Origin of the sequence: Halococcus dombrowskii (assembly GCF_022870485.1) — an archaeon.
Taxonomy (GTDB): domain Archaea; phylum Halobacteriota; class Halobacteria; order Halobacteriales; family Halococcaceae; genus Halococcus; species Halococcus morrhuae.
Map to the genome: position 1 here is coordinate 850923 of NZ_CP095005.1, position 13803 is coordinate 864725.

Here is a 13803-nt window from a genome sequence, read left to right on the forward strand (position 1 = left end):
AGCCGTTGTCACCACTACTGCCAATACACACCAATCTATCGATCGAACTGTTAGTTGAAACTATATCGTTGTGTGAGGACAACCGCTTCGATACCCTCTCGCTATCCGCGATCTGCTGGAATACGGATCTTGTTTCGATCGAGCATCCCTGCAACCCACCCTGCGACCACGAACGAAAGCAATCCGGTCACACCGGCGATGAGGACCGGCGTCAACTGTGAGGAGCCGACGAGCACCAGCAGTGCGAACGAAAACGCCAGCAGCCCCGCCACGACGAGCGCGCCAGCCACTCCACGTCGCCAGCTGGGAACCTCGTCGTCCGTCCACGCACGGAGGAAATGGCCGAGGCCACCGCCGACCACGCCCAACCCGATCAGATACGCGTAAAACAGCACGTCGTAATTCGAGCCTGCGGATTCGACCGCCGCTTCGAGCATATCGAAGCCCACGATGAGGAAGTAGCCGGGGATTTGAACGGGTTGAAATTCGACGAATGCCAGCCCATACAGCCCGACGACGACCGTCGTCGCGACCACGACGTCACGGACGAACGAAACGGACCGACGACGGTTCATACAACCAATAGTTCGACGGTGAACAAAACGATTTCCCCGATCGGATGTACTCGTGGGCGCTCGAACGCTCCGTCAGAACCCGCCGAGCGCGTCCTGCACCGCCTCGTCGTCACCGTCCATCTTCGCGAGCAGTTCACGTGCATACGTCCGTGTCTCCGAGTCGACCGGGACGTGGACCATCCCCTCGCCGGGCTGGCCGTAGACGACGCTCGCGCCGTCGGGGGCGACCGCGAGCACGGGGACGGTCGCCAGGTCCTCCTCGCCGTCGACGACGATGACCGTCTTCTCGCCCCGCTCGATGCCGGGGCCGAGCGCACGTAGGAGGGCTGCCGAGAGTCCTGCCGCCGGGTTCTCGACGTCGATGCGCTCGCCGTAGCCCGTGATATCGGGCTTTTCGCTCTCGGGGAGGGCTTCGCGCTCGGTCACCCAGTCCAGGATCGCGAGGTCGGGGCGCACGCCGGTCGCGGTGAGATGGCGGGTGACGACGTCGCCGACCGCGATCACCGGCTCGCCGAGATCGGTACGGAGGCGGTTCGCGTCGGTGTGGATCGGGCCGAGGGGGTCCTTGAACGCGCCGCGGAGCTCGTCGGGCAGCGTGAGCAACACGTCGAGGTCGTCCGATCCGCCCTCGCCGCCGGCCACGCTAGCGCACCTTCAGCGCGTAGCGACCGGGCTCGGTGACCTGCATCTCGCTGGCGATCTCGCTGGTTTCGGGATGGGAGATGACCACGTAGCCCGCCCAGTCCTCGGTCAGACTCGACGACCCGCAGGCCGGACAGGTCTGCTGGTCGGGCGAGTCGAGCACGCGATGGCATTCGCGACAGACGCGTCTGGTCGCCATGCTCACTCACCCGCCGCCGCGGGTTCGCGCTCCTCGCGGAGCCAGCCGTGCTTTCCGAGCCCGACCTGTTTCGCCGTGAGACCGATCTTCGAGTCCCGAGGGTTGCGCTCGTCGATGCTCTTGGTGACGATGCGTGCCCGCACGGAATCACCGACGCCGAGGGTCTGGTCCGACTCGCGCGAGGCGAGCATCTGGCCGTCCTCGTCGTAGGCGAGATACTCGTCGCTGATCTGTGAGACGTGGAGCAGGCCGTCGATCGGGCCGATGCCGACGAACGCGCCGAAGTTGACGATCTCGACGACCTCGCCGTCGATGACCTCCTGCATCTGCGGGTCGAACGTGACGGCGTCGAACTCCGCCTCGTAGTAGACCGACCCCTCGTGGTCGCGCCGGCCGGGCGGCACGCGCCCGTCGCCGATGTCGTGGACCTCGGTGACGCTGACGATGCTGCCGACCTCCTCGTCCAGTCGTCCTTCGAGCTTGTCCTGTAACAGTCGTTTCACCATCCCCGCGGAGACGTCCGCGAGCAGCTGTGGCGGTACCTCCACCGTATCCGTAAGTCTGACTCGTTTGTACATTATGGCTCCGTGATTGCTAGCGTGTTTTCACCGCGCAGTCCGATGACCGGCACACCTCGTTCGAGAACGCGCTCGCGCAGCGGGCGGTCGTTCGTACAGACCAGCTCGCAGCGCTCGCCGGCGAGTTCGACGCAGGCGTCGTCGGCCTCGGTCGCCTCGTGTTCGACCGGCCGACAGCGCTCGCTCAGATCGCGCCCGACGCTCGCCGCGACGGCCTCCTCGCCGTGGCTCCCCGAAAGCGCGTCGAGCTCGTCGAGCACCGCCCGCGGCACGAGGAGTTCGGGCGTGGTGAGCAGCCGATCGAGCTCATCGAAGACGCGCATGTCGCATTCGACGGGCATCATCAGCGCGTTCGTGTCCATGAGCACCCTCTCGTTCATTCGGTCAGCGTGCCGACGCCGATGAGTCGCCAGCGCGCTCCGACCCGGCGGTTGATCGCGATGCTCGCGCCGGCGGCCGCACACACCGGCCGCTTGAGCGCGACCTCGCACTCGTCGTCGCGCGCGCTCGTGACCGAGCCGACCGTCGTGGCGGTCCCAACGGTCAACATCAGCGGCTCGCCGGTCGAAACGGGCTCGACGTCCGTGCTCTCTCCGTCGTCGCTGCTGGCGACGATCCGATCGAGCAACGAGACCTCCATCGTGAACGTCTCGCGCGTCGGCGGGAGCGTCCCCGGCGGACCGGCGATCCGTCCGGCAAGCCCGTCGCCCTTCGTCAGGCTCGGATCGAGCCCGGTGCCGACCCCCAACAGTCCGCCTGGCGTCACGCTCTCGGCGGACTCGTCGCCGGCCTGAAGCGAGCGCACGTCGGTCGTGATCGGCTGCCACTCGGTCTGGCCACCGTGTTCGACCTCGCGGCCCGGTCGGAGCTCGATCTCCTCGTCCGGGGTGAGCTCGCCGGCGACGAGACTGCCACCGAGCACGCCGCCGAGCAGTTCGTCGGCGCGCGTTCCCGGACGATTGATGTCGAAACTCCGGGCGACGTGCAGCCGTGCGTCGGCGTCCGGATCGCGCTCGGGCGTCGGGATCTCCTCCTCGATGGCCTGGATCAGCAGGTCCATGTTGACCTCCTGGCCGGCGCTCACGGGGACGACGGGTGCGTCCTCGGCCACCGTTCCGGCGACGAACTCCTGGATCTCCTCGTAGTTCGTGCGCGCGCGATCGTTATCGACGAGATCGACCTTGTTCTGGGCGATCACGATGTTGTCGATGCCGATCGAGTCGAGCGCCATCAGGTGTTCCTGCGTCTGGGCCTGTGGGACGGTCTCGGTCGCGCTCACGACGAGCACCGCGCCGTCCATGATCGACGCGCCCGAGAGCATCGTCGCCATCAGCGTCTCGTGGCCCGGCGCGTCGACGAACGACACCGTTCTGAGGGGCTCGCTCTCCGTGCCGTCCGGGCATTCTTCCGCAACGGTGTATCGTTCGGGCGCGTCCATATCGGGACACTCCCGGAAGGTCGCGTCGGCGTAGCCGAGCCGGATGGAGATGCCGCGTTTCATCTCCTCGGAGTGCTGGTCGGTCCACGAGCCGCTCAACGCCTGCACGAGCGTCGTCTTGCCGTGGTCGACGTGGCCGACCAGCCCGATGTTCACCTCCGGTTGTTGGTGGTTCCGTGTCATCTCGAAAGTAATAGGACAACTACGCCCCGAGTCGTTCATAAACCTGCTGTTCCATATATCACGGCCGCCGTTCGACGCCGGACGGACCATCCATCACCGGGGAAACGGTTATGTTTCGCGCTCCGTAACCGTAATTTCATGTCGGACCCGTCGGGCCGCGAGCGGGCGATGGCTGCTCTCGGAACGCTGTCGAGCCTCCTCGCGCCGCTGCTCGTGCTCGCGGTGTTCGCCGTCGCCGCGATCGCGGTCGCGGTGTTCGTCTTCGACCCGCTCATGTTTCAGGCCGCGGCCGGCTCGCCGGGCAGCGTCGTCGCCGACGAGGCGAGCGTCTTCGAATCGACGACCAGCGCCGCCGGCTGTACGCCCAACGCGAGCGACAACGCCTCCATCGAGGGTTATCGCCTGCTCGGCGCGCGTCACCTGGAGATCACCGGCAACGTGAGCCTGCCGGACGCCGCCGATCGGCTCACCGAGCCGACGATCACCAGGCGCTCGCCGGGGACGTTCGTACTCTCGATCGATCACCGCGAGACCGACGCCGCCAATCGGAGCTGTCGCGGGCTGGCGCGCTACACCGCGAAAGTCCAACTCCCCTACGGCGTGACCGACTACGAGTTCGTCGTCCGCCACGGCACGAACCGTACTCTCCGGGTCATCGAGCGCTCCTGACGGGCCCCATCGACTCGGCACGAATTTGGGTCCGAATCAGGAAAATACTCATATGTGTTATCCATCTGGGTAGTGGTGTGCGAAAGCACGGAGCATACCATGACCGATGACGCCACCACCGACACGGGTCGTACAGTACGGGACGACGAGGAGTTCGATCGTAACGAAACCGCCACAACCGACGGCGAGAGCGGTCCACTCGGCCGTATCGGCGACGAACTCCGCTCGCGGCGGAACTTCCTCTCGAACACCGCGAAAGTCGGAGCCGGTGCCGCTGCCCTCGGTGCGCTCGGGAGCGGCACCGCGGCGGCTGCCCACGGCGAACAGCCCTACTCCGATTCGGACTATGAGGACGCCAACGAGTTCGGCTACGGCGCGCTCACCGACGTTCAAATTGTGAAGTTCGCGCTGATCCTCGAACGGCTCGAAGCCACGTTCTACACCGAGGCGGTCGGCACCGCGCCGGTCGGCAAGATGGGGACGGAGGGCAACGGTAACGGCGGCCAGCTCGGCGAGCACGACATCGAACGCTCGGACATCGCCGCGCAGTTCGCCAACCCCTCCCGACGTTACTCCACCTTCCAGCGCTTCCAGCAGATCCGCGACCACGAGCAGGCTCACGTCAAAGCGCTCGAAGGTGTGCTCAAGGAGGTCGGCAGCAATCCGGACTTCGCCAGCAACCTCGAGTTCGAGTTCCCCTACGAGGGCACCGTCGAGTTCGTCGGCCTCGCGCAGGCGCTCGAAGACACCGGCGCGGGAGCCTACACCGGTGCTGCGCCCGCAGTTGACACCGAAGAGTATCTCGCGGCGGCCGCACAGATCCACGGCGTCGAGAACCGCCACGCGAGCTACCTTCGGGTGCTCAACAGTCCGCTGCCGGCCGGCTCGGGCGCGCGTAACCCGTTCCCCGAAGCCTTCCAGCCGCGGCTGAGCGTCCAGGAGGTCGTCGACCGCGCCGCGCCGTTCATCAAGGGCGTCGACAGCCTCGATCAGGTCACGGAACTGCTCGGTGGCTACGCGAAGGACGTCACCGACGACTGATCCGCCGGGGACGCTGGCCGCTCGATCGACCCGCTGACGCCCGCTCACCATTTTTTCGCTGCAAGCGTTGAAGATCCGTGACCGACTGGCTCGTGTATGGCCCTCGATCCTGACCAGGTCACAACCGTGACCTTCGATTCGTACAGCACGCTCGTCGACGTCGAGAGCGTCGAGTACGCGCTCGCTGAGCACGTCGCGAACCCGGAACCGGTGTCGACGCTCTGGCGCGAGCGCTCGCTGGCCTACACGTTCGTCGCCGGCGATCTCGACGCCTACCAGCCCTTCTACGCGATCCTGCGTGACGCGTTGTCGGCCGCACTCGCCGCTCACGATATCGATCTCACGGAGGACGAACGCGAGGCGATCCTCGAAACCTACCACGACCTCGATGTGTTCGACGACGTACGCGACGGCATCGAGCGGCTCAACGACGGCGGCTACGACTGCTACGTGGTCTCGAACGGGAACCCGGCGATGCTCGATTCGATGGTCGAGAGCGCCACCATCGGTGACCTCGTCGCGGACACGGTGAGTGCCGACGAGATTCGCACGTTCAAACCCGATGTCTCGCTCTATCGCCACGCGGCCGAGCGCACCGACACGCCGATCGACGAGATCGCTCACGTCTCGGCGGGCTGGTTCGATGTCCAGGGAGCCGAACACGCCGGCATGCACGGTGTCTGGATCGACCGCGACGACCAGCCGTGGGAACCGTTCGACGGCGATCCCGACCTCACGATCGAGAGCATCCACGATCTCGCCGCGGGGCTCGGGGTCTGAATCGTCGTGAGCGCGACGCTTTTGCCCCATCGGCCGCTATCGTTCCCGTGCGCGAGTTCGCGTTCGAGCTAGCACTGTGTGCCCGCCTCGAAGCCGATATCGAGGGGATCGTGAGCCGCCAGCTTAGCACGAGCCTCAACGGCAACCGGGTGATGGATATCGTCCACGTCGAACCCGGGCCTGATTTCGACGCGCGAGCGCAACTCACCCCACACGAGATCCCCGACGCCGCGATCGAGAGCAACGTCGGCGTCGGCACGGCGCGCTACTGGAAGGACGCCTTCGACTGCCATCCCGAGCGGGCACGGACCGCGACCGACCGGGCGATCGAGATCGGATTCTTCGAACGCGAGCGCCGCGGCGGGCGCGAGTACGTCCGCCAAACGGCGCGCTATCCCGACGACTGGTTCGGCAAACTCGTCGGCATCGAGAACAAACCCGACCTCGGCCGGCCGGGCGATCTCGAAGCCCAGCTCCGCCGGGACGTGAGCCTCGGACTGCTCGACGAAGTGATCCTCGCGACCGCCTCGCACGTGACCGGTGCGCATCTTCATCGGATCCCCGACGAGGTGGGTGTCTGGCGGTTCGACCCCGACCAAGGCATCAGGGAAGTGCTGCGCGAGCCGACAACCTTCTCGCCGACGGAGTGTGGCATCGACATCGGCGACCGCCGACCGACTGAAACGGCGATAGAGCCGGTGGGGCCTGCTGCAAAGGCGCGGGCACGCCGCCGCATCGCCGAACGCGCCTACGGAAAGGGCTGGCGCATCGATGACTTTCCACACTGTGCACAAGTCGAGGACGGTGAATACGCGGGCGCGCGTGGGATGCCGTACTGTGAGTGGAAGGGACGATTCGTCCATCCGGCGGCCGAATGTGGCGTCGAATGTGCGGGTCACGAACCCGGAGCCCCACCCGATGTCGACGTCGACGCGGAACGCGATCGGCGCTCGTCGTGGGTGGCCGATCCCGATGGACGCCAGCGCCGACAGGCGGGCCTCGATCGGTTTTAGTATATAAGGGCTGTCTGCGGTGCGATAGCACACCGTCGAACCGGCGGACGTGAGCGAACACGCCGGCCAAGACCGATGCTTTTATGTAGAACTCCAATCAATCGGTAGGTGACTATGGCTCAGCAGATGGGTAACCAGCCCCTCATCGTACTTTCGGACGATTCACAGCGAACGTCCGGCAAGGACGCACAGTCGATGAACATCACGGCGGGTCAGGCGGTCGCCGAAGCGGTTCGGACGACGCTCGGCCCGAAAGGGATGGACAAGATGCTCGTCTCCGACGCGGGCGACGTCGTCGTCACGAACGACGGCGTCACTATTCTGAAGGAGATGGACATCGAGCACCCGGCGGCGAACATGATCGTCGAGGTCGCCGAGACACAGGAGGACGAGGTCGGCGACGGTACCACGACCGCCGTCGTCGAGGCCGGCGAACTCCTCGAAAAGGCCGAGGACCTCCTCGATCAGGACATCCACGCGACCACGCTCGCACAGGGCTACCGCGAGGCCGCCGAGGAAGCCAAGAACATCCTCGAAGAGACCGCCATCGACGTCGACGAGAGCGATACGGAGACGCTCGAACAGATCGCCGCGACGGCGATGACGGGCAAGGGTGCCGAGAACTCCCGCGACCTGCTCGCCGAACTCGTCGTCAGCGCCGTGACCGCCATCAGCGACGACGAGGGGATCGACACCGACAACATCCAGGTCGAGAAGGCCGTCGGCGGCAGCGTCGACGAGTCCGAACTCGTCGAGGGCGTCATCGTGGACAAGGAGCGCGTCCACGACAACATGCCCTACTTCAAGGAGGACGCGAACGTCGCGCTGCTCGACTCCGCCCTCGAAGTCAAGGAGACCGAGATCGACGCCGAGGTCAACGTCACCGACCCCGACCAGCTCCAGGAGTTCATGGACCAGGAAGAGGAGCAGCTCGAAGAGATGGTCGACCAGCTCGTCTCCGTCGGCGCTGACGTGGTCTTCTGTCAGGACGGTATCGACGACATGGCCCAGCACTTCCTCGCTCAGGAAGGCATCCTCGCCGTCCGCCGCGCGAAATCGAGCGACATCAACCGTCTCGCCCGTTCGACCGGCGCACACGTCGTCTCGAACCTCGACGACATCGAGGAGTCCGATCTCGGCTACGCCGGATCGGTCGCCGAGCGCGACATCGCGGGCGATCAGCGCATCTTCGTCGAGGACGTCGAGGACGCAAAGGCCGTGACGCTCATCCTCCGCGGCGGCACCGAGCACGTCGTCGACGAGATCGAGCGCGCCATCGAGGACTCGCTCGGCGTCGTGCGCGTCACGCTCGAAGACGGCAAGGTGCTGCCCGGCGGCGGCGCACCCGAGACCGAGCTCTCGCTCGGCCTGCGTGACTACGCCGACTCCGTCGGCGGCCGCGAGCAGCTCGCCGTCGAATCGTTCGCCGACGCGATCGACGTCATCCCGCGCACGCTCGCCGAGAACGCCGGTCTCGACCCGATCGACTCGCTCGTCGAGCTCCGCAGCCAGCACGACGGCGGGAGCGACACGATGGGTCTCGACGCCTACACCGGCGAAGTCGTCGACATGGAAGCCGACGGCGTCGTCGAGCCGCTCCGCGTCAAAACGCAGGCGATCGAGTCGGCCACCGAGGCCGCCGTGATGATCCTCCGCATCGACGACGTCATCGCGGCCGGCGACCTCAAGGGCGGCCAGACCGACGACGGCGACGACGGCGGCCCGCCCGCTGGCGGCCCCGGCGGCGCACCCGGCGGTATGGGTGGCATGGGCGGCATGGGTGGCATGGGCGGCATGGGTGGCATGGGCGGCATGATGTAAACCCACTTTTTGCATCACTCGCGGCCTACCGGCCGCTCGTTCGCAAAAACTTGGGGAAAAAGACCGCACCGCAACCGCAACGAACCGCACTGCGGCCGCGACCGCACCTGCACCGCAGAAGCCCTCGGCGCGCGGAGCGCGCCTCGCCCTTCATCCGCCAGGGATGCGGTGTTTACCGGTCTACGGTCGTGTCTAACTGCGACCGCACCGCGGCTGCAACCGTACTGCACCGCGACCGCATCGCGGCCGCACCGCAACCGCTCGGCGACCGACGCCGAGGTCGATTTTTCAGTAACTAGCCAGCGACGATTTACTGTTGTAGTGCATTGGAACAGCCATGAGCCACCGTTTTCGTTTCGAGCGGCCGGCGTACGCCGAGCTGGTGATCGCGGTGGTCGTCGTCTGGGGCGTCTGTGACGGGCTCTCGACGCTGTTGGCCGCGGAGTTCGCGGGCGCGCATCTGGAGGCGAACCCGTTCATCAGATCGCTGCTGTCGATGCCGGCGCTCGCGTTCGCCGTGCAGCTCGGCGGCGCGGTCGCGGCGGGTGCGATCGCACTCGCCGGCGAACGGTTCATCAGAACCGTCCCTGGCTGGCGTGTCTGGTTCGCCGTCCTCATCGGTGGTGGGATCGGCGTGACGGGATTGAACCTGCTGGTCGCGTTCGCGATCGTTTAGTCCGTATCGAGCTCGAACTGTTCGTGTTCGCTCACGGTGTTGAGCACGATGTTCGTGTTCGACTCGTTGATGTCGGGATCGGTGAGCAGCGTTTTGATGCGATCGTTCATCTCGTCGGTGTCCCGGAACTTGCCGATGGCGACGACGTCGTGATCGCCGGTCACTTCGTAGACCGAGAGCATCTGGTCGTGCTCGCGCAGGCGTTCGGTGATGTCGGGCAGCGAACTCCCCTCGACTTTGAGCTGGAGGATCGCGGTCACGTCGTAATCCAGCCCGGCGTAGTCGACGACCGGTACGTAGCCCCGGATCACGCCATCGTTTTCGAGATTCGAGAGGTGGTTCGACACCGTCGTGACCGAGACGTCGAGCTCGTCGGCCAGACTCCGTAGGCTCGCCCGACCGTCGTCGAGCAGCGCGTTCACCAGCTCCGTGTCGAGGTTCTCGTAGGTCATTGCACCGCGTTTCGCGTCCGGGGAGTAAAACTTTACGAACATCCAGTTTTGTTCCGTCGATCAATATTTGCGACGAACAGTAGGGCTTTTGTCTCCGGTAGTATCCTACTGAGTAGGCACAAACGATGACAAACGGAACACCAAACTCTGACGGTCTCTCCGCGGCCGCCAGGCGCGTTCTCGAAGAGATCGACGAACAGAACGTCGACTTCCTCAGACTCCAGTTCACCGACATCCTCGGCACCGTCAAGAACGTCTCGATCCCCGCCACGCAGGCAGAGAAGGCCTTCACGGAGGGGATCTACTTTGACGGTTCGAGCATCGAGGGTTACGTCAGGATCCAGGAATCGGACATGCGGCTCACGCCCGACCCGTCGACGTTCGCCGTCCTCCCGTGGCGCGACCACGACGACGGCACCGCGAGCGCACGGCTCATCTGCGACGTGATGAACACCTCGACCGGCGAGCCGTTCGTCGGCGACCCGCGCGGCGTGCTCAAGGGCGCGATCGACCGCGCCGCCGAGATGGGTTACGACATCAACGCCGCACCGGAACCCGAGTTCTTCCTGTTCGAACAGGCCGAGGACGGCAGCGCCACCACCGTGACGAACGATGCGGGCGGTTACTTCGATCTCGCCCCGAAGGACCTCGCGAGCGACGTGCGCCGCGACATCATCTACGGGCTGGAGGAGATGGGCTTCGACATCGAAGCTTCCCACCACGAGGTCGCCGAGGGCCAACACGAGATCAACTTCACCTACGACGACGCGCTCACGACCGCCGACAACGTCGCCACCTTCCGGGCCGTGGTGCGTGCCATCGCTGCCGAACACGACCTGCACGCGACCTTCATGCCCAAACCGATCGCACGCGTCAATGGCTCGGGCATGCACACGCATCTCTCGCTCTTCTCGGGCGGCGAGAACGCCTTCCACGATCCCGACGACGAGTTCGATCTGAGCGGGACGGCCAAACAGTTCCTCGCCGGAATCCTGGAGCACGCGCCGGCGATCACGGCGATCTGCAACCCCACGGTCAACAGCTACAAACGGCTCGTGCCGGGCTACGAGGCACCGGTTTACATCGCGTGGTCGGACCGCAACCGCTCCTCGCTCATCCGCAAGCCCGCCGCGCGCACGCCCGCAGCCTCGCGGGTCGAACTCCGCTCGCCGGACCCCTCCTGTAACCCGTATCTCGCGCTCGCGGTGATGATCCACGCCGGTCTCGAAGGCATCGAGCGTGATCTCGCGGTCCCGGATCCGGTGCGCGAGAACATCTACGAGTTCAACGCCGAACGCCGTGCCGAACACGGGATCGAGACGCTGCCGACGACGCTCTCACAGTCGCTCGACGCGCTCGAAGCCGATTCGGTCGTCACCGATGCGCTCGGCGAGCACGTCACCGAGAAGTTCCTCGAAGCCAAGCGCTCCGAGGTGATGGACTACCGCGTGTCGGTCAGCGAGTGGGAGAAGGAGCGCTACCTCGAAACGTTCTGAGCCGACCCGTCCTTTTCACGCCCACCGATCCGTTCGCCGAGAATCGGCATCGCGACGACGCCTGCACCGACGACCGTGCCGGCGAGCGCCGTGATGATCACGCCAACATCGAGCAGGTAGACCGCAACGAACCCGCCGCCAAGCACCGCCATTCCGAGAACGCCGACGCCGAAACCCATCTGACCGCTGCTCGCCAGCCGGTCGCCGACGGCCTCCCAGACCGCGAGTGCGCCGGCGGTCGCCCCGAGCGCCAGCGCGCCGTCGGCGCTCACCGTCCCGAGCACCGCCACTACTGCGACGATCGCCGCGATCCGGAACGCTCGTCGTGCCCGCCTGCGGGCGAGCGTCAGGACGACTCCGAGATACGCCAGTCCGAGCCCGACGCCGGCGAGTACGTCGACGAGATAGTGGACGCCGAGCACGAGTCGCGCGAGACAGACGACGGCGACGATCGTTCCGGCGACGAACGCACGACGGGCGCGTGTGCCGACATCGAGGACGGCGGCGAGCCCGCCCCAGACGACCGTCGCGGTGAGCGCGTGGCCGCTCGGGAAGCCGTAGCCCGTCGCGGTCGCCGCGTTGGTGTAGATCGCGTGGAGGGACCCGGGTACGTGTTCTATCGCCGTGGCCTCGCCGGCCAGCGGTGGCCGTGCCAGCGCGAAGAGCTGTTTCGACACGACGATGAGTGAGAGCCCGCCGAACGCGACCGCGATCAGCAACGCTCCGCGTTCGCGCGGGAGTGAAAGTGGTGAGCGTTCACCGAACCAGTACAGGAGGGTGAGCAATCCGAGGACGAACCAGACGTCGGCAAGTTGTGTGAGAACGGCGAATGCGAGCCTGAACGCGTCGGGGAGCGTGTCGAGCGCCTCGGTGACCCCGAGGCCGCGCATCTACGAGCGAAAGTCCCGGATTCGGTCGGTGAGCCGTCCCGGCGCGCCGAGCGCCGCGCCGGTGAGCCCGACGAGCACCATCAGGACGTAGAGGCCGAGCGTCGAGAGCCAGACGACGAGCATCGCGAGGATCGCCCAGCCGCCGCTGAGATAGGCGAACGCACCGATCGTCATGGCGGTGCCGTAGAGAAGCACGAGATAGGGACCCCAGCCGCGGGCGTGGCCGCGGCGCTGGCGCTTGCGGACGTACTGCTTCAGATCGCTTTCGAGCGTGTCGCGCTTGATGATGCGCCCTTCGACCTCGTCGGCGAACGCGACGACGTCCTCGCGCAACGCCTCGACGTCGTCGAGGGTCGCGTTCCGGTCGTCGCTCTCGCGATCGTGGTCGCTCTCGCGCACCGCCTCGCTCACCGTCGACTCTTCGTCCGTCGCTTCGTCGTGGTCGGATTCAGTGTCCTCGTTCATGGTCTGCCTCCGGCTTTCAGCCGCGCCGCCAACCCCTCGTCGCTCGGTTCGTCCGCCCCACCGGTCCGCCCGGCGAGAACCGCGTTCAACACCACGCCGAGCAGCAGTATCATCCCGGCGAAATACAGCAGCGTGACGAGCAACAGCACCGCGCCGATCACCCCGTAGGCCTCGTAGCTACCGGCGTTGGCGGCGTAAAACCGGAAGCCGATCTGGAGAACCGTCCAACCGACGGCGGTAAAGAGCGCGCCCGGGAGCGCCTCGCGCACGGTCACGCCGCCGCCGGGGAGGAAGTAGTAGAGCGGCAACAGCGTGAGCGCGAGCCCGAGCAGCGTCGCCAGCGTGCCGGCGAGACCGACCGCCGAGACGCCCGCGACGGTCACATCGACCGGCGACAGCGAGACGACCGCCCCGACGCCGACGGTGATGGCGATGCCGAGCACGACCGCGACGAGCGTGACGAGCCCGTTTTTCAGCTGCGTCGCGAGATCTGGAGAATCGCGCCCGTAAGCCCGCGAGAAGGCGGTATCGAGCCCGCGAAACACCTTGAGCGCGCTCCAGAGCAGGGCGAGCACGGAGACGATCGTCGCACCGCCGGCCCCGCTCCGATTGCTGATGGCATCGCTCACGAGTCCCTGTCCGCTCGGCGAGAGCGCGCCGCCCGCCGCCTGCGCGATGCTGTCGGCCATCGCGTCCCCGCCGGCGAACGACACGGCGACGAGCAACAGCAACACGAGCGGGATCAGCGAGACGAACGCGTAGTACGCGAGGCTTGCGGCGAGGAACGTGATCTCCTTGTCCTGCACTTCACCGACGAACGTCCGGCCGAAGGAGGTCACGCGCGCGCTGGTACTCACGACCGCGCATTCGACCGAGGGGTACATA

Annotated in this window: 17 protein-coding genes; 7 read left to right on the forward strand and 10 right to left on the reverse strand. The window is 66.2% G+C overall.

The window, feature by feature from the left end; translation table 11 throughout:
* Positions 1–101: 101 nt before the first annotated feature.
* The 6 genes from MUK72_RS04605 to MUK72_RS04630 form a co-directional block, all read right to left on the reverse strand.
* Positions 102–575, reverse strand: coding sequence for a hypothetical protein (locus tag MUK72_RS04605; protein WP_244704358.1), 474 nt, complete (start codon positions 573–575; stop codon positions 102–104).
* 72 nt (positions 576–647) lie between these two features.
* Positions 648–1217, reverse strand: coding sequence for a GTP-dependent dephospho-CoA kinase family protein (locus tag MUK72_RS04610; protein WP_244704360.1), 570 nt, complete (start codon positions 1215–1217; stop codon positions 648–650).
* A gap of 1 nt (position 1218) precedes the next feature.
* Positions 1219–1416 (reverse strand): transcription elongation factor subunit Spt4, encoded by a 198-nt coding sequence (spt4, locus tag MUK72_RS04615; RefSeq protein WP_004051249.1) that lies wholly within the window; start codon positions 1414–1416, stop codon positions 1219–1221.
* A gap of 2 nt (positions 1417–1418) precedes the next feature.
* Positions 1419–1994 carry a DNA-directed RNA polymerase gene (locus MUK72_RS04620; RefSeq protein WP_004051246.1) on the reverse strand — a complete coding sequence of 192 codons (576 nt, stop codon included), beginning with the start codon at positions 1992–1994 and terminating at the stop codon, positions 1419–1421.
* Positions 1994–2356, reverse strand: coding sequence for a PIN domain-containing protein (locus tag MUK72_RS04625; protein ID WP_193363101.1), 363 nt, complete (start codon positions 2354–2356; stop codon positions 1994–1996). The genes MUK72_RS04620 and MUK72_RS04625 overlap by 1 nt, the downstream gene beginning before the upstream one ends.
* Positions 2357–2370: 14 nt before the next feature.
* The gene (locus MUK72_RS04630; RefSeq protein ID WP_004051242.1) at positions 2371–3615 is read right to left on the reverse strand and encodes a translation initiation factor IF-2 subunit gamma; all 1245 of its coding nucleotides are present in this window, start codon (positions 3613–3615) and stop codon (positions 2371–2373) included.
* Positions 3616–3753: 138 nt separating this feature from the next.
* Here MUK72_RS04630 and MUK72_RS04635 point away from each other — a divergent pair, with 138 nt between their 5' ends.
* From MUK72_RS04635 to MUK72_RS04660, 6 genes are all read left to right on the forward strand, one after another.
* Positions 3754–4284: a hypothetical protein gene (locus MUK72_RS04635; protein ID WP_244704362.1), complete on the forward strand. Its 531-nt coding sequence runs from the start codon at positions 3754–3756 to the stop codon at positions 4282–4284.
* Between the two features lie 99 nt (positions 4285–4383).
* Positions 4384–5325 (forward strand): ferritin-like domain-containing protein, encoded by a 942-nt coding sequence (locus MUK72_RS04640; protein ID WP_244704363.1) that lies wholly within the window; start codon positions 4384–4386, stop codon positions 5323–5325.
* Positions 5326–5421: 96 nt separating this feature from the next.
* Complete coding sequence (locus tag MUK72_RS04645) at positions 5422–6105, forward strand: haloacid dehalogenase type II (protein ID WP_244704365.1); 684 nt, start codon at positions 5422–5424, stop codon at positions 6103–6105.
* A gap of 47 nt (positions 6106–6152) precedes the next feature.
* Positions 6153–7118 carry a DUF5787 family protein gene (locus tag MUK72_RS04650; protein ID WP_244704367.1) on the forward strand — a complete coding sequence of 322 codons (966 nt, stop codon included), beginning with the start codon at positions 6153–6155 and terminating at the stop codon, positions 7116–7118.
* Positions 7119–7244: 126 nt separating this feature from the next.
* Positions 7245–8939 carry a thermosome subunit alpha gene (thsA, locus tag MUK72_RS04655; RefSeq protein ID WP_244704369.1) on the forward strand — a complete coding sequence of 565 codons (1695 nt, stop codon included), beginning with the start codon at positions 7245–7247 and terminating at the stop codon, positions 8937–8939.
* Positions 8940–9276: 337 nt separating this feature from the next.
* On the forward strand, positions 9277–9615 hold the full coding sequence (locus MUK72_RS04660) for a DUF5658 family protein (protein ID WP_244704371.1): 339 nt from the start codon (positions 9277–9279) through the stop codon (positions 9613–9615).
* Here the strand turns inward: MUK72_RS04660 and lrp are convergent.
* Positions 9612–10067 carry an HTH-type transcriptional regulator Lrp gene (gene lrp / locus MUK72_RS04665; protein ID WP_004051227.1) on the reverse strand — a complete coding sequence of 152 codons (456 nt, stop codon included), beginning with the start codon at positions 10065–10067 and terminating at the stop codon, positions 9612–9614. The two genes, MUK72_RS04660 and lrp, sit on opposite strands and share 4 nt — an antisense overlap.
* A 125-nt stretch (positions 10068–10192) precedes the next feature.
* Here lrp and glnA point away from each other — a divergent pair, with 125 nt between their 5' ends.
* On the forward strand, positions 10193–11563 hold the full coding sequence (gene glnA / locus MUK72_RS04670; RefSeq protein ID WP_004051225.1) for a type I glutamate--ammonia ligase: 1371 nt from the start codon (positions 10193–10195) through the stop codon (positions 11561–11563).
* On the opposite strand, the gene MUK72_RS04675 is transcribed toward glnA, so the two are convergent.
* The 3 genes from MUK72_RS04675 to MUK72_RS04685 are packed head-to-tail and all read right to left on the reverse strand — an operon-like array spanning position 11545 to position 13775.
* A complete protein-coding gene (locus MUK72_RS04675; RefSeq protein ID WP_244704374.1) occupies positions 11545–12453 on the reverse strand; it encodes a phosphatase PAP2 family protein in 909 nt (302 codons plus the stop codon). The genes glnA and MUK72_RS04675 overlap by 19 nt on opposite strands.
* On the reverse strand, positions 12454–12918 hold the full coding sequence (locus MUK72_RS04680) for a ribonuclease BN (RefSeq protein ID WP_244704376.1): 465 nt from the start codon (positions 12916–12918) through the stop codon (positions 12454–12456).
* Positions 12915–13775: a YihY/virulence factor BrkB family protein gene (locus MUK72_RS04685; RefSeq protein ID WP_244704378.1), complete on the reverse strand. Its 861-nt coding sequence runs from the start codon at positions 13773–13775 to the stop codon at positions 12915–12917. The genes MUK72_RS04680 and MUK72_RS04685 overlap by 4 nt, the downstream gene beginning before the upstream one ends.
* Positions 13776–13803 lie beyond the last annotated feature (28 nt).